This is a genomic window from Pseudomonas sp. GNP013, from assembly GCF_054343995.1.
The window spans coordinates 3,763,445-3,787,611 of the sequence record NZ_JBTGUT010000001.1; the positions used below are offsets into that span (position 1 = coordinate 3,763,445).

Here is a 24,167-nt window from a genome sequence, read left to right on the forward strand (position 1 = left end):
CAATAGATAGAAAGGAAAGCCGATCGATGCCCCAGGTGGATCCCGAACTCTTCGACCGTGGCCAGTTCCAGGCCGAACTGGCCCTGAAGGCGAGCCCCATCGCCGCGTTCAAGAAGGCCATCCGCCAGGCCCGCGAAGTGCTCGATGCGCGCTTTCGCAGCGGCCGGGACATTCGTCGACTGATCGAGGATCGCGCCTGGTTCGTCGACAACATCCTGCAAAAGGCCTGGGAGCAGTTCAGCTGGAGCCGCGAGGCGGATATCGCTCTAGTGGCAGTCGGCGGTTACGGGCGCGGCGAACTGCACCCCTACTCCGACATCGACCTGCTGATCCTGCTGGACAGCGACGACCATGAGATCTTTCGCGATTCCATAGAGCGCTTTCTCACTTTGCTGTGGGATATCGGCCTGGAAGTCGGTCAGAGCGTGCGCTCGGTGGCCGAATGCGCCGAAGAGGCCCGGGCCGACCTGACCGTCATCACCAACCTGATGGAAAGCCGCACCATCGCCGGCCCCGAGCGCCTGCGCCAGCGCATGCTGGAAGTCACCAGCACCGCGCACATGTGGCCGAGCAAGGAGTTCTTCCTGGCAAAGCGCACCGAGCAGAAAGCCCGGCACCACAAGTACAACGACACCGAATACAACCTCGAGCCCAACGTCAAAGGCTCGCCCGGCGGGCTGCGGGATATCCAGACGATTTTGTGGGTAGCGCGGCGCCAGTACGGCACCCTGAACCTGCGCGCCCTGGCCGGCGAAGGCTTCCTGGTCGAAAGCGAAAACGCCCTGCTGGCGTCGTCCCAGGAGTTTTTGTGGAAGGTGCGCTACGCGCTGCACATGCTCGCCGGGCGCTCGGAAGACCGCCTGCTGTTCGACCACCAGCGCTCCATCGCCACCCTGCTCGGCTTCGAGGGCGAAGACGCAAAGACCAGCATCGAAAGCTTCATGCAGCAGTATTACCGGGTGGTGATGAGCATTGCCCAACTCAGCGACCTGATCATCCAGCACTTCGAAGAAGTGATCCTCGCGCCCGAGGATGAGGCGCCGCCGCAGCCCATCAACTCGCGCTTCCAGTTGCACGACGGCTATATCGAGGCGCGCAACGACAACGTGTTCAGCCGCACCCCGTTCGCCATGCTCGAAATCTTCGTGCTGATGGCCCAGCAGCCGGAGATCAAAGGCGTGCGCGCCGACACGATTCGCCTGCTGCGGGAAAACCGTCACCTGATCGATGACGAGTTTCGCAACGACATTCGCAACACCAGCCTGTTTATCGAACTGTTCAAGTGCAGGATTGGCATCCATCGCAACCTGCGGCGGATGAACCGCTACGGCATCCTCGGGCGCTACCTGCCGGAGTTCGGCTTTATCGTCGGGCAGATGCAGCACGACCTGTTCCACATCTACACCGTCGACGCCCACACCCTCAACCTGATCAAGCATCTGCGCAAGTTGCAGTACACCCAGGTGTCGGAGAAGTTTCCGCTGGCCAGCAAGCTCATGGCCAAGCTGCCCAAGCCGGAACTGATCTACCTCGCCGGCCTGTACCACGATATCGGCAAGGGCCGGCATGGCGATCACTCGGAAATCGGCGCGGTCGACGCCGAAGCATTCTGCCAGCGCCACCAGCTGCCGCTGTGGGACAGCCGCCTGATCGTGTGGCTGGTGCAGAACCACCTGGTGATGTCGACCACCGCCCAGCGCAAGGACTTGTCCGACCCGCAGGTGATCCACGACTTCGCGCAGATCGTAGGCGATGAAACCCACCTCGACTACCTGTACGTGCTGACTGTTTCCGACATCAACGCCACCAATCCGACGCTGTGGAATTCCTGGCGCGCCAGCCTGTTGCGCCAGCTGTACACCGAGACCAAGCGCGCCCTGCGCCGCGGCCTGGAAAACCCGGTGGACCGCGAAGAGCAGATCCGTCGCACCCAGAGCGCGGCCCTGGACATTCTGGTGCGCGGCGGCAACGACCCGGACGACGTCGAGCAACTGTGGTCGCAACTGGGCGACGATTACTTCCTGCGCCACACCGCCGGCGATGTGGCCTGGCACACCGACGCGATCCTGCAGCAGCCGGCCGATGGTGGCCCGCTGGTGCTGATCAAGGAAACCACCCAGCGCGAATTCGAGGGCGGCACGCAGATCTTCATCTATGCGCCCGACCAGCACGACTTCTTCGCGGTAACCGTGGCGGCCATGGACCAGCTCAACCTGAACATCCATGACGCCCGGGTGATCACTTCCAGCAGCCAGTTCACCCTCGACACCTACATCGTGCTCGACACCGAGGGCGAGTCCATCGGCGACAACCCGGCGCGGGTGAAGAAGATCCGCGATGGCCTGACCGACGCCCTGCGCAACCCGGACGATTACCCGACCATTATCCAGCGCAGGGTGCCGCGCCAGCTCAAGCATTTTGCCTTTGCGCCCCAGGTCACCATCTCCAACGATGCGCAGCGCCCGGTCACCGTACTGGAACTCAGCGCGCCCGACCGCCCCGGCCTGCTGGCGCGCATCGGCGGGATTTTCCTGGAGTTCGATCTGTCACTGCAAAATGCCAAGATTGCAACGCTCGGCGAGCGCGTGGAAGACGTGTTCTTTATTACCGACGCCGACAACCAGCCGCTGTCCGACCCCGAACTGTGCCTGCGCCTGCAGGCGGCGATCGTGCAGCAATTGAGCGTGACCCAGGAGCCCGGCGTTGAGCTGACCCGCCTGACTATTTGAGCCATGCCGGGATCATGTGGGAGGGGGCTTGCTCCCGATAGCAGTGGATCAGATAAAAATCAGCTGACTGACACACCGTAATCGGGAGCAAGCCCCCCTCCCACAGTGGATGTTCCCCCCCGGCAACCAGACCGCGTGCCGACAACCGAATTTGACGAGACTTGCAATGAACAACGCCCTGAACCAGCTGCAGCCCTACCCGTTCGAGAAACTGCGCGCGCTGCTCGGCAGCGTCACGCCAAACCCGGACAAGCGCCCGATTGCCCTGTCCATCGGCGAACCCAAGCACACCTCTCCCTCCTTCGTGGCCGAGGCGCTGAGCAACAACCTCGACCAGATGGCGGTGTACCCGACCACCCTGGGCATCCCGGCACTGCGCGAAGCCATTGGTGCCTGGTGCGAACGTCGCTTCAATGTGCCCAAGGGCTGGCTGGACCCGGCGCGCAATATTCTGCCGGTCAACGGCACCCGTGAGGCGCTGTTCGCCTTTACCCAGACCGTGGTCAATCGCAGCGACGACGCGCTGGTGGTGAGCCCGAACCCGTTCTACCAGATCTACGAAGGCGCCGCGTTCCTCGCTGGAGCCAAGCCGCATTACCTGCCGTGCCTGGATCAAAACGGCTTCAACCCGGATTTCGACGCGGTGTCACCGGACATCTGGAAGCGCTGCCAGATCCTCTTCCTGTGCTCCCCAGGCAACCCGACCGGCGCACTCATCCCGGTCGACACCCTGAAAAAACTTATCGCCCTGGCCGACGAGTGCGACTTCGTCATCGCCGCCGACGAGTGCTACAGCGAACTCTACTTCGACGAGCACACCCCGCCACCGGGCCTGCTCAGCGCCTGCGTCGAGCTGGGTCGCCAGGATTTCAAGCGCTGCGTGGTGTTCCACAGCCTGTCCAAACGCTCCAACCTGCCGGGTCTGCGTTCCGGGTTCGTGGCGGGCGATGCCGACATCCTCAAGGCCTTCCTGCTGTACCGCACCTACCACGGCTGCGCGATGCCGGTGCAGACCCAACTCGCCAGCATTGCGGCCTGGCAGGATGAGGCCCACGTGCAGGCCAACCGTGATCTGTATCGCGAGAAATTCGACGCGGTGCTGGCCATCCTCAAGCCGGTGCTGGACGTACAACACCCGGACGGAGGCTTTTACCTGTGGCCGAATGTGCAGGGGGACGACGCCGCGTTCTGCCGCGACCTGTTTGTGCAAGAGCATGTGACCGTGGTGCCGGGCTCATACCTGTCGCGGGAAGCGGACGGCGTAAACCCTGGCGCCGGTCGCGTACGCCTGGCGCTGGTGGCACCGCTGGCAGAGTGCGTAGAAGCGGCGGAGCGGATTCGCGATTTCATTCAGCGCGCCCGGTAATCCCTTTCAAATCCCGCGCTGTGCAATGCAGTGCGGGGTCAATTTTCCCTGGGAACCAATTGAACCCTGCCTTCCACTACTCGGTACCTTATTCCGAGCGTAGAAAGCATGAGTTTCCCTATTCAAGTATCGACCTTTACTCCTCACCCATCTGACATGCATAGAGAAGCTTCAGCCTCCGAACATGTATCTCGAACCAAAAGAGGCATTGCGGACACGGGTAAGAGATGGCCTGACGGCATTGTTAATATCGCATTGGACCTGAGAGACAACAGAAGTAAGGCACTGGTAATCGACGCACTCAGGGAATGGGCTCATCACACCCCCGCACTGCAATTCAACGTTGTCGACGGCAAGGAAGGCGACATTCGAATCAGCGATGACGAGGGTTTGCAGGGTAATTGGTCGGAGATCGGTACCGACGCAGAAAACACGCCGTTGGACGAGCCGACGATGCACCTGGACAGGAATGACGACTCGGCAGTCTTTCGCACGACGGCCTTGCATGAAATCGGGCATGCCCTGGGAATGGAGCACGAACACCAACACCCGGCTAACACGATCAACTGGGACAAGGACTACGTCTATAAGTCCATGAGTGACAGCGAAGGCTGGGATGCAGATACGGTTGAGATCAACATGTTTAGTACTCATACCGGACCCGATCTACTCCTGTCCCCCTACGACGACCGATCAATCATGCACTACCACATTAATGTCGGCGAAACTATCGATGGAAAAGCAGTGCCGCCAAACTACTCATTATCCAAGGGAGACCAGGCAATCATTCGCACGCTTTATACGCCCAGCCGCTTTAAAGGCAGCGACGCCAATTCAACTGCCTACCGGTAGACGTTGCAGCTATCCAGGCCTGACTGTCCCCAGATTCGCTTCACTCATATCCAGTTCCGCCAACACCTCCCTCAACACGTCATCACCAATCTGGTGAAGACGGCTCAGGCGGTACAATTCAAGGCGCTGCGCACGCAGGGCCTTGAGGCGCAGCTTGCGTTCAAGCTGGTCCATTTGCAGCGCCAAAGCCTGGGCTTCGGCGGAGTCGTTGAACACTTCCAACTGATGGCGATACTCCGACATCAACCGCGCCCGCAACTCGGTCGCCAGGGCTGCCTTGGCGGCATCCGCAGGGTCCGCTTCGGCGGATTCCTCGGCTTCAAGGGCATGGATCGCCGCCACAGCAGTTTTCTTCCAGGCCTCGCGCACTTCGTTGTGGCGTTTTTCATCCGGGCTCTTTTCGATACCCCGCAACAGCAGGGGCAAGGCAATGCAGGCTGCGACCAGCGACAACAGAATCACCCCGGCCGCGATGAAGATCAGCAGGTCGCGTTCGGGAAAATCCTGACCCGGCGCCAGCAGCAAGGGCACCGACATGACACCGGCCAGGGTCACGGCGCCGCGCACGCCGCCAAAGGTCAACAGCCAGCACGAGCGCGCGGTCGGCACCTGTGTCAGCTCACCTTTCCCACGTATACGTCGGAGCAGGACTGACAGGCGCCAGATGCTTTGCACCCAGATAAAGCGCAACACCACCAGCACCAGGAAGATCGCAATCACGTCCAGACAGCGGTACAACAGGGTTGGCCACACGGTCGGCTCATGGCTGACAACAGCCTTGATGATGTCCGGCAGTTGCAGACCCAACAGTAGAAATATCAGACCGTTGAAGGCGAATTCCAGCAACGACCAGACGCTGCGATTGAGCAGGCGCGTACTGGTCTGGCGCGGCAGCAGGTCAAGCCAACTTTGCATCATGCCCGCCGCCACCGCCGAGAGGATGCCTGACGCGCCCAGGCGCTCGGCCAATACGTACGCGGCAAATGGCAGCAGCAACATGAACACCACATGGGTGGCCGGATCGTCCCAGCCGCGCGCGATCATCCAGGCGCGCAGACGGCCGACCAGCCAGCTCAACGCCACACCCACTGCCAGGCCGCCCACCGCCACCAACACAAACGTCAGACTGGCGTCTGCGAGGGAAAACACCCCGGTCAACGCCGCCGCCAGGGCGAACTTGAAGGTCACCAGGCCCGACGCATCATTCATCAGCGCCTCGCCCTGCAGCATGTGCATAAGCGGCTTGGGCAGGCGATTCTGGGAAATGGCCGACACGGCTACCGCGTCCGTTGGTGATAACACCGCCGCCAACGCGAAGGCCGCCGGAAGCGGGATCGCAGGCAACAGCCAATGAATAAAATAGCCCGCGCCCACCACGGTGAACAGCACCAGCCCCACGGCCAGCGTCAGGATCGGTCCGCGCAAGCGCCACAACTCGCGCTTGGGCATGCGCCAGCCATCGGAGAATAACAGCGGCGGCAAAAACAGAAACAGGAACAGCTCCGGGTCCAGCGCCACATGCAGCCCCAGCGTCGGCCAGGCCAGCAAGGCGCCGGCGGCAATCTGCACCAGGGGCAACGGCAGGGGGATGACACGTCCGACGAGACGCGAAACGCTGACCAGCATCAGCAGGATAAGCACGGTGTAAGCGGTTTGCATAAAGCGAGGTTCCCGGACAATCGACTTGCAATGACACACATCAGGCAACAATTGGCAGTTGAAGTGCCATATTAGCTGCCTATGCTGCGCTGGCTTGTGCACAAAAGTCCTACAGCACCCAAATCCGCTGGGCATGGCATAATCCGCGATCCTTCGGTTTCATTAGTCCAAAAGGGGGCAATTCCTTGACCGATTCAAGCAAAACGTTGCACCTTTTCGGCATCAAAGCTTGCGACACCATGAAAAAGGCGCGCACCTGGCTCGACGAGCACGGCGTCACCTATCAGTTCCACGATTACAAAACGGCCGGTATCGACCGCGAACATTTGACCCAATGGTGCAATGAGCACGGTTGGCAAGTGGTGTTGAACCGTGCGGGAACCACCTTTCGCAAACTCGAAGACGAACGCAAAGCCGATCTCGATCAGTCGAAAGCCATTGAATTGATGCTCGCACAACCCTCGATGATCAAGCGCCCGGTGCTCGATCTCGGAGACAGAACCCTGATTGGCTTCAAGCCAGAAAGTTATTCGGCGGCCCTCAAGTAGGCCAGCCTTCCATTTTTGTAGAGGTAACAGCATGTCCCATTCCCTGTTCAGCCTGGGCTTCGGCGTTGGCACTCAGAACCGCCAGGGTGCCTGGCTGGAAGTGTTTTACGCACAACCCCTGCTCAACCCTTCGGCTGAAATCGTCGCGGCCATCGCGCCAATCCTCGGTTACACCGACGGTAACCAGGCCATCACCTTCACCGTGTCCCAGGCTCTGCAACTGGCCGACGCGCTTAAAGGCGTCGACACTGCACAGGCCGCGCTGCTGAGCCGCCTGGCCGAGAGCCACACGCCGCTGGTCGCCACCCTGCTGGCCGAAGACGCAGCGCTCACGTCCACGCCCGAGGCGTACCTCAAGCTGCACCTGCTGTCCCATCGCCTGGTCAAGCCCCACGGCCTGAGCCTGGCGGGTGTGTTCCCGCAGTTGCCGAACGTGGCGTGGACCAGCCAGGGCGCGATCGACATCAATGAACTGGCCGAGCGCCAGCTGGAAGCGCGCCTGCGTGGCGATCTGCTGGAAGTGTTCTCGGTGGACAAGTTCCCGAAAATGACCGATTACGTGGTCCCGGCCGGCGTGCGTATCGCCGACGCCGCACGTATCCGTCTGGGCGCGTATGTGGGCGAAGGCACCACGGTGATGCACGAAGGTTTCGTCAACTTCAATGCCGGCACCGAAGGCCCGGGCATGATCGAAGGGCGTGTCTCGGCTGGCGTGTTCGTCGGCAAGGGCTCGGACCTGGGCGGCGGTTGCTCCACCATGGGCACGCTCTCGGGCGGCGGCAATATCGTGATCAAGGTCGGTGAAGGCTGCCTGGTCGGCGCCAACGCCGGTATCGGTATTCCACTGGGCGACCGCAACACCGTGGAATCGGGTCTGTACGTGACCGCCGGCACCAAGGTGGCACTGCTGGACGAGCAGAACCAACTGGTCAAGGTGGTCAAGGCGCGCGAACTGGCCGGCCAGCCTGACCTGCTGTTCCGCCGTAATTCCGAGACCGGTGCCGTGGAGTGCAAAACCCACAAATCGGCCATCGAACTGAACGAAGCGCTGCACGCTCACAACTAAGCAGCCACTCGATGCCACTGGCGGGCCGCGCCCTCGGGGTGCGGTTCGCTTATACGAGTCTTGACCACCATGCTTTTGCCCTCCCCCTGGCGCGCCGATTTCCCGGCCATTGCCACCCTGCAACGGCAGGACCAGACCTATCTGGACAATGCCGCCACCACACAAAAACCCCAGGCCTTGCTGGATGCGATCAGCCATTACTACACCAATGGCGCCGCCAATGTGCACCGTGCCCAGCATCTGCCGGGGGCCCATGCCACCCAGGCGTTCGAAGACAGCCGTCTGAAGGTCGCGCAGTGGCTCAACGCAGGCGACAGCGGGCAAATCGTGTTCACCCATGGCGCCACCTCGGCACTGAACCTTTTGGCGTATGGCCTTGAGCATTTGTTCAATGCAGGCGATGAGCTGGTCATCAGCGCCCTGGAGCATCACGCCAACCTTTTACCGTGGCAGCAGCTGGCCAAACGCCGCGCGCTGAAACTGGTGGTATTGCCGCTCGATGCAGCCGGTGTGATCGACCTCGACGCCGCCGCCGAACTGATTGGCCCGCGTACGCGGCTGCTGGCTGTGAGCCAGTTGTCCAATGTGCTCGGCACCTGGCAACCCCTGCAACACTTGCTGGCACTGGCCCGCGCGCAAGGTGCCCTGAGCGTGGTCGACGGCGCCCAGGGCATTGTGCATGGCCGCCACGACGTGCAAACCCTGGGCTGCGATTTCTATGTGTTTTCCAGCCACAAGCTCTACGGCCCGGACGGCGTCGGCGTGCTGTTCGGCCGCAACGAAGCCCTGCATCACCTGCGTCACTGGCAGTTCGGTGGCGAGATGGTGCAGCAGGCCGAGTACCACGCCGCGAGCTTTCGCCCCGCGCCGCTGGGCTTCGAGGCCGGCACGCCGCCGATTGCCGGCGTGATCGGCCTGGGCGCCAGCCTGGACTACCTGAGTTCCCTGGACCCGCACGCCATCGTCGCCCATGAAGCGGCCCTGCATGACTACCTGCTGCGCGGCCTGAAAGCGCGCAACGGCGTGCGCGTACTGGGCGCGCCGCAGGCAGCACTGGCCAGCTTCGTGGTCGAAGGCGCGCACAACGCCGACCTGGCTCACCTGCTGACCGAACAAGGCATCGCCATCCGTGCCGGCCATCATTGTGCGATGCCGTTGCTCAAGGCCATGCAATTGTCCGGGGCGATCCGCGTGTCGCTGGCGCTGTACAACGACTCGGATGACCTGGAGCGATTCTTCGCGGCGCTGGATCAGGCCCTGGATATGTTGCGATGAGTCAATTGCCGGTGGATGCGGTGGCCGCGCTGCAGGCGTTCCAGGCCGTGGGCAACTGGGAGCAGCGCGCGCGGATGCTGATGCAATGGGGCGAACGGCTGCCGATACTGGCGGAGCAAGACAAGGTCGAGGCCAACCTGGTGCAGGGCTGCGAAAGCCTGGTGTGGTTGGTGGGTCGCTTGCAGGACGGGCACTGGCAATTTACCGCCAGCAGCGAGGCGCGGATGATTCGTGGGTTGGTGGCCCTGTTGCTGGCGCGGGTTAATGGGCTTTCTGCGGCTGAGCTGCAGGTGGTGGATTTGCCTGATTGGTTCAATCAACTGGGGTTGTCTCGGCAGTTGTCGCCTTCGCGTAGTAATGGGTTGAATGCGGTTTTGCAGCGTATGCGGGCGTTGAGTTGTATGCAGAGTTGAGGGGGACATAACCGGGGGGACATATCCGTTGCTGCGGTAACGGCTACTTAGGGTTCCGCTTTTACAGCGGGTCACTTTTGGAAAAGAGCCCCAAAAGTAACCAAAAGGGCTCTTGCCCCAACACTCGGTGCCTCGCCTAGGCTCGGCATGCCCTCACTCCGGCTTTGGAGCGTGGGCCGCCGCGATGGGCCATCCCTGGCCCAGCGCGGCTAACCCGGCGTCCTGCCGGGTTACCCACGCTCCAAAGCCTGCGTTCGGCCAGCGTGTTTGACGGGGCGCCACAGATCAAAAGCAAAAGCGCGGCGGCCTTAGAGCCGACCGGAATTGGCTGCCGAACGCTGTTCAAAATGTGGGAGGGGGCTTGCTCCCGATGGCTGAGTGTCAGTCAGCTTATGTGTAGCTGACCCACTGCCATCGGGAGCAAGCCCCCTCCCACATTTGGATCTCCATTTGTCTGATGGATATCACACTGCTTTTGCTTTGCTTTGCTTTTGATCTTGATCTCAAGCGCCCCGTTAACCACGCTGGCCGCACGCAGGCTTGAATCCGTGGGTAACCCGGCAGGACGCCGGGTTAGCCGCACTGGGCCATGGATGGCCCATTGCGGCGGCCCACGGATTCAAGCCTGCGTGCGGGCACACCGAGCCTGAGCGAGGTGCCGAGTGGTGGGGCAAAGCGTTTTTGGTTACTTTTTGCGCTCTTCAAAAAGTAACCCGCCGTAAGGGCGGAACCCATATCAGTCGTTACCGCAGCAACGGATATGTACACCCTTACACCTGCTTAAGACCTACGCTCCGACGGCCTGCGCCCCCCCGCCACAATCTTATCCACCGCCTTGGTCGCCGCCACCATCCCAAACGTCGCAGTCACCATCATCACCGCACCAAACCCACCCGCGCAGTCCAGCTTCACCCCATCGCCGACAAAACTCTTCTGCAAACAGATGCTGCCATCCGGCTTCGGATAGCGCAGTTGCTCACTGGAAAACACACAAGGCACGCTGTAATGACGCGTCACCGTGCGCGAGAACCCGTAGTCACGACGCAGGGTCGAGCGTACTTTCGAGGCCAGCGGGTCGTTGAACGTGCGGTTCAGGTCGCACACCTGAATCAGCGTCGGATCAATTTGCCCACCCGCGCCGCCGGTGGTGATGATCTGGATCTTGCGGCGCTTGCACCAGGCAATCAGCGCGGCCTTGGCGTTGACCGCGTCGATGCAGTCGATCACGCAGTCGATATTCGGCGTGATGTATTCAGCCATGGTGTCGCGGGTCACGAAATCGGCCACTGCATGCACCGTGCACGCCGGGTTGATGCTGCGCAGGCGCTCGGCCATGACCTCGACCTTGGGTTTGCCCACGGTGCTGTCCAGCGCGTGCAACTGGCGGTTGCTGTTGCTGACGCAGACATCGTCCAGGTCAAACAGCGAAATCTCACCCACCCCGCAACGGGCCATGGCTTCCGCCGCCCAGGAGCCAACGCCGCCGACGCCGACGATCGCCACATGGGCCGCTTTCAAGCGTTCCAGGCCTTCAATGCCATACAAGCGAGCGACGCCTGCAAACCGTGGATCTTCTGTGCTCATGACCATTACCCCAAAAACCGGCGCGCAGTATGGGCTACGCAGCGGCAAGTTTTAAGCGACAACTGACCGGTGAAGAACTTAGTGGGCGTTTCGCTGCCCAATGTCAGGTTTTTCTCGGCTTGCTGTACGCTCAGGGAAAGGCCGGTGTAGGATGCGCGCCGTTCGGCGTTAGCCGACGCCTCTTTTCGTTCCACACCCTTTGGAACCCGAAATCGCCATGTCATCGCGTAAATTTGGACTCAACCTGGTGGTGGTGCTGGCAATTGCCGCGCTGTTCACCGGTTTCTGGGCGCTGATCAACCGCCCGGTCACCACTCCCAACTGGCCTGAACAGATCTCGGGGTTCTCCTACTCGCCGTTCCAGCAAGGCCAGTACCCGCAGAAAAACCAGTACCCGAGCGACGACCAGATGCGTCGCGATCTCGAAATCATGAGCAAGCTGACGGACAACATCCGTACCTACTCGGTCGACGGCACCCTGGGCGATATCCCCAAACTGGCCGAAGAGTTCGGCCTGCGCGTGACCCTGGGCATCTGGATCAGCCCGGACCTGGAACGCAACGAGCGTGAAATCCAGCGCGCTATCGAAATCGCCAACAGCTCGCGCAGCGTGGTGCGCGTGGTAGTGGGCAACGAAGCGCTGTTCCGTGAAGAAATCACCCCCGAAGCGCTGATCGTGCTGCTGGACCGGGTGCGCGCCGCGGTGAAAGTGCCGGTGACCACCTCCGAGCAGTGGCACATCTGGGAAAAGAACCCGCAACTGGCCAGGCACGTCGACCTGATCGCCGCGCACATCCTGCCGTTCTGGGAGTTCATTCCGATGGACAAGGCCGGCCAGTACGTACTCGACCGCGCCCGCGACCTGAAGAAACTGTTCCCGAAAAAACCGCTGCTGCTGTCCGAAGTCGGCTGGCCGAGCAACGGGCGCATGCGTGGCGGCAATGAATCGTCCCCGGCCGACCAGGCGATCTACCTGCGCACACTGGTCAACAAGCTTAATCGCCAGGGCTTTAACTATTTCGTGATCGAGGCGTTCGACCAGCCCTGGAAGGTCAGCGACGAAGGCTCGGCAGGCGCCTACTGGGGCGTGTTCAACGCGGCGCGCCAGCAGAAATTCAACTTTGAAGGGCCGGTGGTCGCGATCCCGCAATGGCGGGTGCTGGCGATCGGCTCGGTGGTGCTGGCCCTGCTCTCGCTGACCCTGCTGATGATCGATGGCTCGGCGCTGCGTCAGCGCGGTCGTACCTTCCTGACCTTTATTGCGTTCTTGTGCGGGTCGGTGCTGGTGTGGATCGGCTACGACTACAGCCAGCAGTACAGCACCTGGTTCAGCCTGACCGTCGGATTCCTGCTGGCACTGGGTGCCATGGGCGTGTTCATCGTGTTACTGACCGAGGCCCACGAATTGGCCGAAGCGGTGTGGACGCACAAGCGCCGGCGTGAATTCCTGCCGGTGGAAGGTGATTCGGATTACCGCCCGAAAGTATCGATCCATGTGCCGTGCTACAACGAGCCGCCGGAGATGGTCAAACAGACCCTCGACGCCCTGGCCGCCCTGGATTACCCGGACTACGAAGTCCTGATCATCGACAACAACACCAAGGACCCCGCGGTGTGGGAACCGGTGCGCGATTACTGTGAAACCCTCGGCCCGCGCTTCAAGTTTTTCCACGTCTCGCCCCTGGCCGGCTTCAAGGGCGGCGCGCTGAACTACCTGATCCCGCACACCGCCGTGGACGCCGAAGTAATCGCGGTGATCGACTCGGACTACTGCGTGTCGCCCAACTGGCTCAAGCACATGGTGCCGCACTTCGCCGACCCGAAAATCGCCGTGGTGCAATCGCCACAGGATTACCGCGACCAGAACGAAAGCACCTTCAAGAAGCTCTGCTACGCCGAATACAAGGGCTTCTTCCACATTGGCATGGTCACCCGCAACGACCGTGACGCGATCATCCAGCACGGCACCATGACCATGACCCGTCGCTCGGTGCTCGAAGAGCTCGGCTGGGCCGACTGGTGCATCTGCGAAGACGCCGAACTGGGCCTGCGGGTATTCGAGAAAGGCCTCTCGGCGGCGTATTACCACGACAGCTACGGCAAGGGCCTGATGCCCGACACCTTCATCGACTTCAAGAAGCAGCGTTTTCGCTGGGCCTATGGCGCGATCCAGATCATCAAGCGCCACACCGCGAGCCTCTTGCGCGGCAAGGGCACCGAGCTGACCCGTGGTCAGCGCTACCACTTCCTCGCGGGCTGGCTGCCGTGGGTGGCGGACGGCATGAACATCTTCTTCACCGTCGGCGCGCTGTTGTGGTCGGCGGCGATGATCATCGTGCCGACGCGGGTCGACCCGCCGTTGCTGATTTTCGCGATTCCGCCGTTGGCGCTGTTCGTGTTCAAGGTGGGCAAGATCATCTTCCTGTACCGCCGCGCCGTCGGCGTGAACCTCAAGGACGCGTTCTGTGCGGCCCTGGCCGGGCTGGCGTTGTCGCACACCATCGCCAAGGCGGTGCTGTATGGCTTTTTCACCACCAGCATTCCGTTCTTCCGTACGCCGAAAAACGCCGATAACCACGGCTTTTGGGTGGCAATTTCCGAAGCGCGCGAAGAGATGTTCATCATGCTGCTGTTGTGGGGCGCGGCGCTGGGGATCTACCTGGTGCAGGGCCTGCCAAGCAATGACATGCGTTTCTGGGTGGTGATGCTGCTGGTGCAGTCGCTGCCGTATGTGGCCGCGCTGATCATGGCGTTCCTGTCGTCACTGCCCAAACCGGCAGCGGCGCCCGAGCCTGTGCCTGCGGCGTAAAAACTTGCGCAATGCACTAAACGGCGGCCTCTGGTCGCCGTTTTGCTATAAGATAACGGCCGTTTTGTTGGATCAGGCAAGCACCGATTGCCTTATGTGGGAGGGGCTTGCTCCCGATGGCTGCAAGTCAGTGACATCATTTTGGCTGACTCACTGCAATCGGGAGCAAGCCCCCTCCCACATTGGATCTGCGCCGTTTCAAGTTCTGTATTCCACATTCGTCCTGCGCCCATTACACGCTTCCCGGAGTTTTCCCATGACGGCCCATGCCGACCTTTCGCCGACCCTTCAACTTGCCATCGACCTGATCCGTCGCCCCTCGGTAACGCCGATCGACGCCGATTGCCAGAAGCTGATGATGCAGCGCCTGGGCGACGCCGGTTTTGCCCTGGAGCCGATGCGCATCGAGGACGTGGACAACTTCTGGGCCACCCACGGCCAGCATGAAGGCCCGGTGCTGTGCTTTGCCGGCCACACCGACGTGGTGCCGACCGGCCCGCTGCAGGCCTGGCAGAACGACCCGTTCGACGCGCTGATCGACGAACACGGCATGCTCTGCGGGCGTGGCGCGGCAGACATGAAAGGCAGCCTGGCGGCCATGCTGGTGGCGGCAGAGCGGTTTGTGCAGGACTACCCGGACCACCGTGGTTCGGTTGCCTTCCTGATCACCAGCGATGAAGAAGGCCCGGCGCACCACGGCACCAAGGCCGTGATCGAACGCCTGGCCGCGCGCAACGAACGCCTGGACTGGTGCATCGTCGGCGAACCGTCGAGCACCACCCTGGTGGGCGACGTGGTCAAGAACGGCCGTCGCGGCTCGCTCGGCGCAACCCTCACCGTACGCGGCGTGCAGGGCCATGTGGCTTACCCGCACCTGGCGAAGAACCCGATTCACCTGGCCGCGCCGGCCCTGGCGGAACTGGCTGCCGAGCACTGGGACGATGGCAACACGTTCTTCCCGCCGACCAGCTTCCAGATCTCCAACCTCAATTCCGGCACCGGCGCCACCAACGTGATCCCCGGCGACCTGACGGCGGTGTTCAACTTCCGCTTCTCCACCGAATCCACCGTGGAAGGCCTGCAACAGCGCGTTGCGCAGATTCTCGACAAGCACGGCCTGGACTGGCACGTGGACTGGGCGCTGTCCGGCCTGCCGTTTCTGACCGAACCGGGCGCGCTGCTCGATGCGGTATCGGCCAGCATCAAGGCGATTACCGGTCGCGAAACCCAGGCATCGACCAGCGGCGGTACGTCGGACGGACGCTTCATCGCGACCCTCGGCACCCAGGTGGTCGAGTTGGGCCCGGTGAATGCGACGATCCATCAGGTCAACGAACGCATCCTGGCCAGCGACCTTGATGTGCTCACCGAGATCTACTACCAGACCCTGATCAAGTTGCTCGCCTGATGCTCGCCTGCCCCCTCTGCAGCGCCCCGCTCAACCCGGTGGACAACGGCGTGGCGTGCCCGGCCGGGCACCGTTTCGACCGCGCGCGTCAGGGTTACCTGAACCTGCTGCCGGTGCAGCACAAGAACAGCCGCGACCCGGGCGACAACCTGGCGATGGTCGAGGCGCGTCGCGACTTTCTCAACGCCGGCCACTATGCGCCGGTGGCCCGGCGCCTGGCTGAACTGGCCGCCGAACGCGCACCGCAGCGCTGGGTCGACATCGGCTGCGGCGAGGGTTACTACACTGCGCAGATCGCCGAAGCCCTGCCGAATGCCGACGGTTATGCACTGGATATCTCCCGGGAAGCGGTCAAACGCGCGTGCAAGCGCAACCCCGCCGTCACCTGGTTGATCGCCAGCATGGCCCGTGTGCCATTGGCGTCAGACAGTTGCCAGTTCCTGGCCAGCGTGTTCAGCCCGCTGGACTGGGAAGAGGCCAAGCGCCTGCTCAGCCCCGGCGGCGGCCTGATGAAGGTCGGCCCTACCAGCGGCCACCTGTTGGAGCTGCGCGAACGCCTGTACGACGAAGTGCGCGAGTACACCGATGACAAGCACCTGGCCCTGGTGCCGGACGGCATGAGCCTGGCACACAGCGAAACTCTCGAGTTCAGCCTGAGCCTGGCCGAGCCCGGGGACCGCGCCAACCTGCTGGCGATGACGCCCCACGGCTGGCGCGCCAGCGCCGAGCGCCGTGCCCGGGTGATCGAAGCGGCCGAGCCGCTGCTGGTCACCGTGTCGATGCGCTACGATTATTTCGTGCTTCAATAACCGACTTTTTCAGCACCCGCGAATGGATTTTTAAAATCCCGCAACGAGGAACATCCATGCGCCAACCCGATATCGAGATTTACCTGAAGGACGCCGACGTCGACCACAGGGCCATCGCCGCCTGGCTGGGCGCTGCCCTGGGCGCCTGCTCGGACTGGGTCCAGAAAGGCCAGACCTACAAGTGCACGGCCGGCAACGTGCCCGTCACCTGGCTGCCCAAAGCCGTCGGCAAATGGAACAGCCTGTACCTGGAAAGCGACCAGACTCCCTGGGACGACGACATCGCCTGCGCCCGCGCCGCCTTTGCCGCGCTGAACGTCGAAGTGCGCTGCGCGCCGGGCACGTGGGTCGAGGAGGAAGGTGAGGAAAGCGCCGACACCTGGATTCGCATCAGCGCCGACGGTGAAGAGCAGATCACCTGGAAAACCGCCTGACCGTTTGGGAGGGGGCTTGCTCCCGATAGCGGTGGGTCAGCCAGCTTATGTGTAGCTGACTCACTGCAATCGGGAGCAAGCCCCCTCCCACATGGGTTCAGTAGTGGACTTACAGGCCGACCACATCCTCGGCCTGCAAGCCCTTCTCGCCGCTCACCAGGGCGTACTCCACCTGCTGGCCCTCGGCCAACGAGCGGTGGCCTTCACCGCGAATGGCGCGGTAGTGCACGAACACATCCTTGCCATCTTCACGCTGTATAAAGCCATAACCCTTTGCATCGTTGAACCACTTCACATTGCCGGTTTCGCGCGTCGTCATCCGTCTTGCTCCCACATGCATTTTTATTGTTGAGTTGTCCGCATTGAACTGCCGAGTATAAGACAGGCTCAAAAACCATCAACTCAAGTTTACATCGCTGCTTTTTTGCCGATTTTCGGCGAATACGGCACACTACCCACCCGAGCGCCTGCTCGGTTTTTTTCCACTTCAAGCAGCTCGCCTATGACCCGCTCCCCGTTCCGCCGTCTGGTGTTCGGCACCTTGCGCCGACTGTTGTACCTCTGGGTTCGCTCGGAGACGATCAACCAGTCGTCCCTGACCCTCAACCTCGACCGCAGCCGGCCGGTGTTCTATGTCCTGCAATCGCCTTCCCTCACCGAACTGGCCGTGGTCGATGCCGAGTGCACCAAGGCCGGCCTGCCGCGCCCAGTGCTGCCGGTGGCGGTAGGCCCGTTGATGGAAGCTGCTGCGTTCTTCTACCTCACGCCGGAGCCGGACTGGCTGGGCCGCCAGGACAAGCGCGGGGCGCCGCCTACCCTGACGCGGCTGGTCAACACCCTCAGCGAACACGCCGAAGAGAATGCACAAATCATTCCGGTCAGCGTGTTCTGGGGCCAGTCCCCCGAGAGCGAGTCCAGCCCTTGGAAGCTGCTGTTTGCCGACAGCTGGGCTGTCACCGGGCGCCTGCGCCGCCTGTTGAGCATCCTGATCCTGGGCCGCAAGACCCGGGTGCAATTCTCCGCGCCAATCAACCTGCGCGAATTGATCGAGCACAATAAAGGCCACGAACGCACCGTGCGCATGGCCCAGCGCATCCTGCGCGTGCACTTTCGTAACCTGAAGACGGCGGTCATCGGTCCCGACCTGTCCCACCGGCGCAACCTGGTGAAAGGCCTGGTGAACATGCCCCTGGTGCGCCAGGCCATCCTGGATGAGGCCGAACGGGAAAAGATCGCCCCGGAAAAAGCCAAGGCCCTGGCCCTGCGCTACGGCAACGAGATCGCCTCGGACTACACCTACACCGCGATCCGCTTCCTCGAAGTGGTGCTGAGCTGGTTCTGGAACAAGATCTACGACGGCATCAAGGTCAACAATATCGAAGGTGTGCAACAGGTCGCCCAGGGCTACGAGGTGATCTACGTGCCTTGCCACCGCAGCCATATCGACTACCTGCTGCTGTCGTACCTGCTGTTCAAGAACGGCCTGACCCCACCGCACATCGCCGCCGGGATCAACCTGAACATGCCGGTGATCGGCAGCCTGCTGCGCCGTGGCGGTGCGTTTTTCATGCGCCGCACCTTCAAGGGCAACCCGCTGTACACCTCGGTGTTCAACGAATACCTGCACACCCTGTTCACCAAGGGTTTCCCGGTGGAGTATTTCGTTGAAGGCGGGCGTTCGCGCACCGGGCGCATGCTGCAGCCCAAGACCGGCATGCTGGCGATCACCCTGCGCAGCTTCCTGCGCTCTTCGCGCATGCCAATCGTGTTCGTGCCGGTGTACATCGGCTATGAACGCGTGCTCGAAGGCCGCACTTACCTCGGCGAACTGCGCGGCGCGAGCAAGAAGAAAGAGTCGATCTTCGATATTTTCAAAGTGGTCGGCGCGCTCAAGCAGCGCTTTGGCCAGGTCGCGGTCAACTTCGGCGAGCCGATCAAGCTGGCCGAGTTCCTCGACAGCGAGCAGCCGGACTGGCGCTCCCAGGAACTGGGCCCGAACTACAAGCCGGCGTGGCTGCACGAAACCACGCACCGCCTGGGCGAACAGGTGGCGCGCCACCTCAACGAAGCGGCGGCGGTCAACCCGGTGAACCTGGTGGCCCTGGCCTTGCTCTCGACCACACGCCTGGCCCTGGACGAACAGGCCATGGCCCGCCAGCTCGACCTGTACCTGGCGCTGTTGCGCCGCGTGCCCTACTCGCCGCACACCACCTTGCCCGAAGGTGACGGCCTGGCGCTGATCAAACACGTCAAGGACATGGACCTGCTGTCGGAACAAAGCGATGCCCTGGGCAAGATTCTTTACCTGGACGAGCAGAACGCCGTCCTGATGACCTACTACCGCAACAACGTGCTGCACATCTTCGCCCTGCCGGCCCTGCTGGCGAGCTTCTTCCAGAGCAGCTCGCGCATGAGCCGCGAGCAGATGCTGCGCTACACCCACGCGCTGTACCCGTACCTGCAATCGGAGCTGTTTATCCGCTGGTCCCTGGAAGACCTCGACGCGGTGGTCGACCAATGGCTGCAAGCGTTTGTCGAACAGGGCCTGCTGCGCTTCGAGAACGAGGTGTACCTGCGTCCGGCGCCGAGTTCGCGGCATTTTGTGCTGCTGACATTGCTGTCCAAGAGCATCGCCCAGACCCTGCAACGCTTCTATATGGCAATCTCGCTGCTGCTCAACAGCGGCCAGAGCAGCATCAGCGCCGAAGAGCTGGAAGACCTGTGCACGATCATGGCCCAGCGCCTGTCGATCCTGCATGGCCTCAATGCCCCGGAATTCTTCGACAAGAGCCTTTTCCGACATTTCATCCAGACACTGCTGGAGCAAGATGTGCTGCGCCGCGACGAAGCCGGCAAATTGAGCTATCACGATTTGCTCGGCGAGCTGGCCGAAGGCGCCGCCAAACGCGTATTGCCCGCCGACATTCGCCTGTCGATCCGTCAGGTGGCGCTGCACCGTGTCGATGGCGCGGCCGAAGCGCCGGTCGAACCTGCACTTGAATGATCAACCTCTGAACATAAGGAAGCCCTTCATGCTCCGTAACACGCTCCGCCTGACTGCCCTGTGTGCCGGCCTGCTGCTCGGTGCCAACGCCATGGCCCTGGACCTTGCCAGCCTGTCCCAGGCCGACGCCAGTGGCGGCCTCAAGGATGCGCTGACCCAGGGCGCGCAGATTGCCGTGAAACAACTGGGTACCCCCGGCGGTTTCAGCAACAACCCTGAGGTAAAAATCGGCCTGCCGGGCAAGCTCGGTAAAGTCGCCGACAAACTCAAGATGTTCGGCATGGGTGAACAGGTCACCCAGTTGGAAACCAGCATGAACAAGGCCGCCGAAACCGCCGTGACCCAGGCTCAGCCGATCCTGGTCAACGCCGTGAAAAACATGAGCGTGACCGACGCCAAGGGCATTCTCAGCGGCGGTCAGGACTCGGCCACGCAGTACCTGAACAAGAGCAGCCGCGAGCAGATTCGCGCCAGGTTCCTGCCAATAGTCAAAGCAGCGACCGACAAGGTCGGCGTGGCCCAGCAGTACAACGCCCTGGCCGGCAAGGCGGCGGCTTTTGGCGCGGTGGATGCCAAGAGCGCGAATGTCGAAAGCTACGTGACGGAGCAGGCGCTGGACGGTTTGTTCAAGATGATTGCGCAGCAGGAAGAAACCATCCGCAAGAATCCGGCAGCGGCGGTGACGAGCCTGGCCAGGAAAGTCTTTGGTGCACGCTGAGCCTGACTGACGCATGAAAAAGCCCTGACAGTGTCAGGGCTTTTTTTTGCTCAACCGAGTGCCGGGCTTGCTTGTCAGCACACTCAGTAACTTATGCGGCCTTGGGACGAGAAATTACCACTTTGAGAAAACGACATGCCCGAGTTTTCGTTGGCATTGTTGTTTTCATTGTTGATCGTAATATTGATGTCCAGCTTGTTACCCTCCCTGTCTTTGCTTTTATCTTTGTCCTGGTCCTGGCCTTGTCCATTCCCCCCTAACATCGAATTCATCATCTGCATCGGCAGCATCATCAGTATTGGCAAGATCATAAATATTCCTTTCTAGCTGAATTCACATCGGAACCCAAAGCGTCGCATTGTGTGTGCGACGGCACCTACCGGTCGGGTAATCCTTGTGTGGTATCCAGAGAGAAATGGTTCCGGAGGCTACGCGTCCTTCCTTACTCGAAACCACGCCGCATACAGCGCCGGCAGGAACAACAGCGTCAACGCCGTCGCCACAATCAGCCCGCCCATGATCGCGACCGCCATCGGCCCGAAGAACACACTGCGCGACAGGGGAATCATCGCCAGCACTGCCGCCAGCGCCGTCAGCACAATCGGACGAAAGCGCCGCACCGTGGCTTCGATGATCGCCTGCCAGGGCGCAAGGCCGGCCTTGATGTCCTGTTCGATCTGATCCACCAGAATCACCGAGTTGCGCATGATCATGCCCGACAGGGCGATGGTGCCGAGCATCGCCACAAAGCCGAAAGGTTGGCGGAATACCAGCAGGAACAGCGTCACGCCGATCAGGCCCAACGGTGCGGTGAGAAACACCATGGCGGTGCGTGAGAAGCTGCGCAGTTGCAGCATTAGCAACGTCAGCACCACCACGATAAACAAGGGCACGCCGGCCTTCACCGAGTTCTGTCCACGGGCGGCATCTTCGACGGTGCCACCCACCTCGAGCAGGTAGCCATCCGGCAACTCGGCGCGCACCTCCGCAAGGGTCGGCAGGATCTGCTGGACCAGGGTCGCTGGCTGTTCCTTGCCGTAGATATCGGCGCGCACCGTCACCGTCGGCAGGCGATTACGGTGCCAGATGATGCCCTCCTCGAAGCCATATTCGAGGGTGGCGATCTGCGACAGCGCCACACTCTTGCCGTTGTCGGTGGGCACCGCCAGGCTGGGCAGCAGCGACAACTGCGTACGTTCCTGGACGGTGCCGCGCAGCAGGATTTCGATCAACTCGTTGTCCTCGCGGTATTGGCTGACGCTGGCGCCGGTCAACGAGCGCTGGAGGAATCGCGACAGGTTCGCGGTGCTCACGCCGAGGGCGCGCGCACGGTCCTGATCGATATTGAGGTAGACGATCTTGCTCGGTTCTTCCCAGTCCAGGTGCACATTGACCACATGGGCGTTTTCGCGAACCCTGGCCGCCACTTTCCGCGCAAGGGCGCGCACTTCGTCGATGTGCTCGCCGGTCACCCGGAACTGCACCGGGTAGCCCACGGGCGGGCCGTTCTCCAGGCGCGTGACGCGGGAACGCAGGTCGGGAAATTGTTCGTTGAGGGTTTCGATCAGCCAGGTGCGCAGGTCTTCGCGCGCCTCGATGGTGCTGGCGAGCACCACCACCTGCGCAAAGCTGGTGGCTGGCAGTTGCTGGTCCAGCGGCAGGTAGAAACGCGGCGAACCGGTGCCCACGTAGGCCACATAGTTATCGACCCCCACATGCTCCTTGAGCAAACCTTCAAGGCGCTTGACCTGGTCGGCAGTGTTGCTCAGGGACGCGCCTTCGGCCAGCTTCAGGTCGACCATCAACTCCAGGCGACCGGAGGCCGGAAAGAACTGCTGCGGCACAAAGCGAAACAACACCACCGAGCCGATAAACAGCAACAGGGTCAGCACGATCACGGTTTTACGTCGGCGTACGCACCATTCCACCACACGTCTGACACGTTGATAGAACGCGGTGCCGTAGGGATCGGGCCCACTGGCGCCATGCTTGGCCGCATGAATCTTCGCCAGATCCGGCAGAAGTTTTTCCCCCAGGAACGGCACAAACACCACCGCTGCCACCCATGAAGCGAGTAGCGCAATGGTCACTACCTGGAAGATCGAGCGGGTGTATTCGCCGGTACTCGATTGTGCGGTGGCAATCGGCAGGAAGCCTGCTGCCGTGATCAGCGTGCCGGTGAGCATCGGGAAGGCGGTGCTGGTCCAGGCGAAACTGGCGGCCTTGAAGCGGTCGTAGCCCTGCTCCATTTTGATCGCCATCATTTCCACGGCGATGATGGCGTCGTCCACCAGCAGGCCCAGCGCCAGCACCAGGGCGCCGAGGGAGATCTTGTGCAGGCCGATGCCGAGGTAATACATGCTGGCGAAGGTCATGGCCAGCACCAGCGGAATCGCCAGGGCCACCACCATGCCGGTGCGTATTCCCAGGGAGAAGAAACTCACCAGCAGCACAATGGCCAATGCTTCGGCGAGCACCTGGACGAATTCGCCGACACTGGTTTTCACTGCTGCCGGCTGATCCGACACCTTGCGCAGCTCCATCCCGGCCGGAAGGTTCTTTTGCAGCCGTGCGAACTCGCCTTCAAGGGCCTTGCCCAGCACCAGGATGTCGCCACCGTCGCGCATCGCCACGGCCAGGCCGATGGCATCGGCGCCCATGAAGCGCATGCGCGGTGAAGGCGGATCAGTGAAGCCACGCCGAATCTCGGCCACATCGCTGATACGCAGGGTTCGCTCGCCAACGCGAATCGGGAAGTCGCGAATCTGTTCCACGCTTTTGAAGTTGCCCGACACACGCAGTTGCACGCGCTCGGTCGGGGTTTCGAAGAAGCCGGCGGTGGAGACGGCGTTCTGTTCCTGCAACGCCTGCTGCACCGCCGCCAGGGGCAGGCCGAGGGTGGCGAGCTTGAGGTTGGACAGTTCGATCCAGATTTTCTCGTCCTGCAGGCCGAGCAACTCGACCTTGCCCACATCCGCTACGCGCTGCAGTTGGATCTGGATACGGTCGGCGTAGTCCTTGAGCACGGCGTAGTCGAAGCCGTCACCGGTCAGCGCGTAGATATTGCCGAAGGTGGTGCCGAACTCGTCATTGAAAAACGGCCCCTGGATATCCGGCGGCAAGGTCTGGCGAATGTCGCTGATCTTCTTGCGCACCTGGTACCACAACTCGGGGATCTGCGCCGAGTGCATGGCGTCGCGGGCAATGAAGGTGACCTGGGATTCTCCAGGCCGGGAGAACGACACGATGCGCTCGTAATCGCCGGTCTCCATGAGTTTTTTCTCGATGCGCTCGGTGACCTGACGCGAGACTTCCTCGGCCGTGGCGCCTGGCCAGTTGGTCTTGATCACCATGGCCTTGAACGTAAACGGCGGATCCTCGCTTTGCCCCAGCTTGGTATAGGACAACGTACCGACTACTGCCAGCAGGATCATCAGGAACAACACGATCTGGCGATTACGCAACGCCCATGCGGAAAGATTGAAACCCATGG

The 24,167-nt window shown here is 61.8% G+C and carries 18 protein-coding genes; 13 read left to right on the plus strand and 5 right to left on the minus strand.

The annotated features are described in order from the left end of the window. Positions 1-26 precede the first annotated feature (26 nt). From ACXX81_RS16530 to ACXX81_RS16540, 3 genes are all read left to right on the plus strand, one after another. Positions 27-2,729 carry a [protein-PII] uridylyltransferase gene (locus ACXX81_RS16530; protein ID WP_458572058.1) on the plus strand — a complete coding sequence of 901 codons (2,703 nt, stop codon included), beginning with the start codon at positions 27-29 and terminating at the stop codon, positions 2,727-2,729. A gap of 166 nt (positions 2,730-2,895) precedes the next feature. Beyond that, positions 2,896-4,095, plus strand: a complete 1,200-nt coding sequence (gene dapC, locus ACXX81_RS16535; protein ID WP_458572059.1) for a succinyldiaminopimelate transaminase — start codon at positions 2,896-2,898, stop codon at positions 4,093-4,095. A 108-nt stretch (positions 4,096-4,203) separates the two neighbouring features. After that, positions 4,204-4,947 (plus strand): M12 family metallopeptidase, encoded by a 744-nt coding sequence (locus tag ACXX81_RS16540; protein ID WP_458572060.1) that lies wholly within the window; start codon positions 4,204-4,206, stop codon positions 4,945-4,947. Between the two features lie 9 nt (positions 4,948-4,956). Here ACXX81_RS16540 and ACXX81_RS16545 read toward each other — a convergent pair whose 3' ends face one another. Then, positions 4,957-6,606: a Na+/H+ antiporter gene (locus ACXX81_RS16545; RefSeq protein WP_209989514.1), complete on the minus strand. Its 1,650-nt coding sequence runs from the start codon at positions 6,604-6,606 to the stop codon at positions 4,957-4,959. A 185-nt stretch (positions 6,607-6,791) separates the two neighbouring features. Here ACXX81_RS16545 and ACXX81_RS16550 point away from each other — a divergent pair, with 185 nt between their 5' ends. The 4 genes from ACXX81_RS16550 to ACXX81_RS16565 all read left to right on the plus strand — a co-directional run bounded on the left by ACXX81_RS16550 (position 6,792) and on the right by ACXX81_RS16565 (position 9,908). Further along, positions 6,792-7,154 carry an ArsC family reductase gene (locus tag ACXX81_RS16550; RefSeq protein WP_209989511.1) on the plus strand — a complete coding sequence of 121 codons (363 nt, stop codon included), beginning with the start codon at positions 6,792-6,794 and terminating at the stop codon, positions 7,152-7,154. Between the two features lie 31 nt (positions 7,155-7,185). Then, positions 7,186-8,220, plus strand: coding sequence for a 2,3,4,5-tetrahydropyridine-2,6-dicarboxylate N-succinyltransferase (dapD, locus tag ACXX81_RS16555; protein ID WP_003231250.1), 1,035 nt, complete (start codon positions 7,186-7,188; stop codon positions 8,218-8,220). A gap of 69 nt (positions 8,221-8,289) precedes the next feature. Then, complete coding sequence (locus ACXX81_RS16560) at positions 8,290-9,495, plus strand: aminotransferase class V-fold PLP-dependent enzyme (protein WP_458572061.1); 1,206 nt, start codon at positions 8,290-8,292, stop codon at positions 9,493-9,495. Further along, positions 9,492-9,908: a SufE family protein gene (locus ACXX81_RS16565; RefSeq protein ID WP_209989503.1), complete on the plus strand. Its 417-nt coding sequence runs from the start codon at positions 9,492-9,494 to the stop codon at positions 9,906-9,908. Before ACXX81_RS16560 ends, ACXX81_RS16565 begins: the two co-directional genes overlap by 4 nt. A 780-nt stretch (positions 9,909-10,688) precedes the next feature. Here ACXX81_RS16565 and tcdA read toward each other — a convergent pair. Next, positions 10,689-11,492, minus strand: a complete 804-nt coding sequence (gene tcdA, locus ACXX81_RS16570) for a tRNA cyclic N6-threonylcarbamoyladenosine(37) synthase TcdA (RefSeq protein ID WP_209989500.1) — start codon at positions 11,490-11,492, stop codon at positions 10,689-10,691. Between the two features lie 217 nt (positions 11,493-11,709). Here tcdA and ACXX81_RS16575 point away from each other — a divergent pair, with 217 nt between their 5' ends. From ACXX81_RS16575 to ACXX81_RS16590, 4 genes are all read left to right on the plus strand, one after another. Then, positions 11,710-14,301, plus strand: a complete 2,592-nt coding sequence (locus ACXX81_RS16575) for a glycosyltransferase (protein ID WP_209989497.1) — start codon at positions 11,710-11,712, stop codon at positions 14,299-14,301. A gap of 256 nt (positions 14,302-14,557) precedes the next feature. Continuing rightward, a complete protein-coding gene (dapE, locus tag ACXX81_RS16580; RefSeq protein ID WP_231421980.1) occupies positions 14,558-15,709 on the plus strand; it encodes a succinyl-diaminopimelate desuccinylase in 1,152 nt (383 codons plus the stop codon). Beyond that, entirely contained in the window at positions 15,709-16,518 is an 810-nt protein-coding gene (locus tag ACXX81_RS16585) for a putative RNA methyltransferase (protein ID WP_458572062.1), read from the plus strand. Before dapE ends, ACXX81_RS16585 begins: the two co-directional genes overlap by 1 nt. Before the next feature lie 56 nt (positions 16,519-16,574). Beyond that, positions 16,575-16,952 carry a hypothetical protein gene (locus ACXX81_RS16590; RefSeq protein WP_458572063.1) on the plus strand — a complete coding sequence of 126 codons (378 nt, stop codon included), beginning with the start codon at positions 16,575-16,577 and terminating at the stop codon, positions 16,950-16,952. Between the two features lie 109 nt (positions 16,953-17,061). On the opposite strand, the gene ACXX81_RS16595 is transcribed toward ACXX81_RS16590, so the two are convergent. Beyond that, a complete protein-coding gene (locus tag ACXX81_RS16595; protein WP_057007767.1) occupies positions 17,062-17,271 on the minus strand; it encodes a cold-shock protein in 210 nt (69 codons plus the stop codon). 183 nt (positions 17,272-17,454) lie between these two features. Here ACXX81_RS16595 and plsB point away from each other — a divergent pair, with 183 nt between their 5' ends. Together plsB and ACXX81_RS16605 are read left to right on the plus strand one after the other, a co-directional pair. Beyond that, positions 17,455-19,956 carry a glycerol-3-phosphate 1-O-acyltransferase PlsB gene (gene plsB, locus ACXX81_RS16600; protein ID WP_458572064.1) on the plus strand — a complete coding sequence of 834 codons (2,502 nt, stop codon included), beginning with the start codon at positions 17,455-17,457 and terminating at the stop codon, positions 19,954-19,956. Between the two features lie 28 nt (positions 19,957-19,984). Continuing rightward, positions 19,985-20,674 carry a DUF4197 domain-containing protein gene (locus tag ACXX81_RS16605; protein ID WP_458572065.1) on the plus strand — a complete coding sequence of 230 codons (690 nt, stop codon included), beginning with the start codon at positions 19,985-19,987 and terminating at the stop codon, positions 20,672-20,674. Between the two features lie 83 nt (positions 20,675-20,757). Here the strand turns inward: ACXX81_RS16605 and ACXX81_RS16610 are convergent, their stop codons facing one another. After that, positions 20,758-20,985 (minus strand): hypothetical protein, encoded by a 228-nt coding sequence (locus ACXX81_RS16610; protein WP_209989480.1) that lies wholly within the window; start codon positions 20,983-20,985, stop codon positions 20,758-20,760. Positions 20,986-21,102: 117 nt separating this feature from the next. Continuing rightward, positions 21,103-24,165, minus strand: a complete 3,063-nt coding sequence (locus ACXX81_RS16615; protein ID WP_322212833.1) for an efflux RND transporter permease subunit — start codon at positions 24,163-24,165, stop codon at positions 21,103-21,105. Between the last annotated feature and the right edge of the window lie 2 nt (positions 24,166-24,167).

Bases quoted from the DNA above. Each gene is read 5' to 3' on its own strand.
- ACXX81_RS16530 (WP_458572058.1), top strand. From the start codon at position 27: ATGCCCCAGGTGGATCCCGAACTCTTCGACCGTGGCCAGTTCCAGGCC.
- dapC (WP_458572059.1), top strand. From the start codon at position 2,896: ATGAACAACGCCCTGAACCAGCTGCAGCCCTACCCGTTCGAGAAACTG.
- ACXX81_RS16540 (WP_458572060.1), top strand. From the start codon at position 4,204: ATGAGTTTCCCTATTCAAGTATCGACCTTTACTCCTCACCCATCTGAC.
- ACXX81_RS16545 (WP_209989514.1), bottom strand. From the start codon at position 6,606: ATGCAAACCGCTTACACCGTGCTTATCCTGCTGATGCTGGTCAGCGTT.
- dapD (WP_003231250.1), top strand. From the start codon at position 7,186: ATGTCCCATTCCCTGTTCAGCCTGGGCTTCGGCGTTGGCACTCAGAAC.
- ACXX81_RS16560 (WP_458572061.1), top strand. From the start codon at position 8,290: ATGCTTTTGCCCTCCCCCTGGCGCGCCGATTTCCCGGCCATTGCCACC.
- ACXX81_RS16565 (WP_209989503.1), top strand. From the start codon at position 9,492: ATGAGTCAATTGCCGGTGGATGCGGTGGCCGCGCTGCAGGCGTTCCAG.
- tcdA (WP_209989500.1), bottom strand. From the start codon at position 11,492: ATGAGCACAGAAGATCCACGGTTTGCAGGCGTCGCTCGCTTGTATGGC.
- ACXX81_RS16575 (WP_209989497.1), top strand. From the start codon at position 11,710: ATGTCATCGCGTAAATTTGGACTCAACCTGGTGGTGGTGCTGGCAATT.
- dapE (WP_231421980.1), top strand. From the start codon at position 14,558: ATGACGGCCCATGCCGACCTTTCGCCGACCCTTCAACTTGCCATCGAC.
- ACXX81_RS16585 (WP_458572062.1), top strand. From the start codon at position 15,709: ATGCTCGCCTGCCCCCTCTGCAGCGCCCCGCTCAACCCGGTGGACAAC.
- ACXX81_RS16590 (WP_458572063.1), top strand. From the start codon at position 16,575: ATGCGCCAACCCGATATCGAGATTTACCTGAAGGACGCCGACGTCGAC.
- ACXX81_RS16595 (WP_057007767.1), bottom strand. From the start codon at position 17,271: ATGACGACGCGCGAAACCGGCAATGTGAAGTGGTTCAACGATGCAAAG.
- plsB (WP_458572064.1), top strand. From the start codon at position 17,455: ATGACCCGCTCCCCGTTCCGCCGTCTGGTGTTCGGCACCTTGCGCCGA.
- ACXX81_RS16605 (WP_458572065.1), top strand. From the start codon at position 19,985: ATGCTCCGTAACACGCTCCGCCTGACTGCCCTGTGTGCCGGCCTGCTG.
- ACXX81_RS16610 (WP_209989480.1), bottom strand. From the start codon at position 20,985: ATGATCTTGCCAATACTGATGATGCTGCCGATGCAGATGATGAATTCG.
- ACXX81_RS16615 (WP_322212833.1), bottom strand. From the start codon at position 24,165: ATGGGTTTCAATCTTTCCGCATGGGCGTTGCGTAATCGCCAGATCGTG.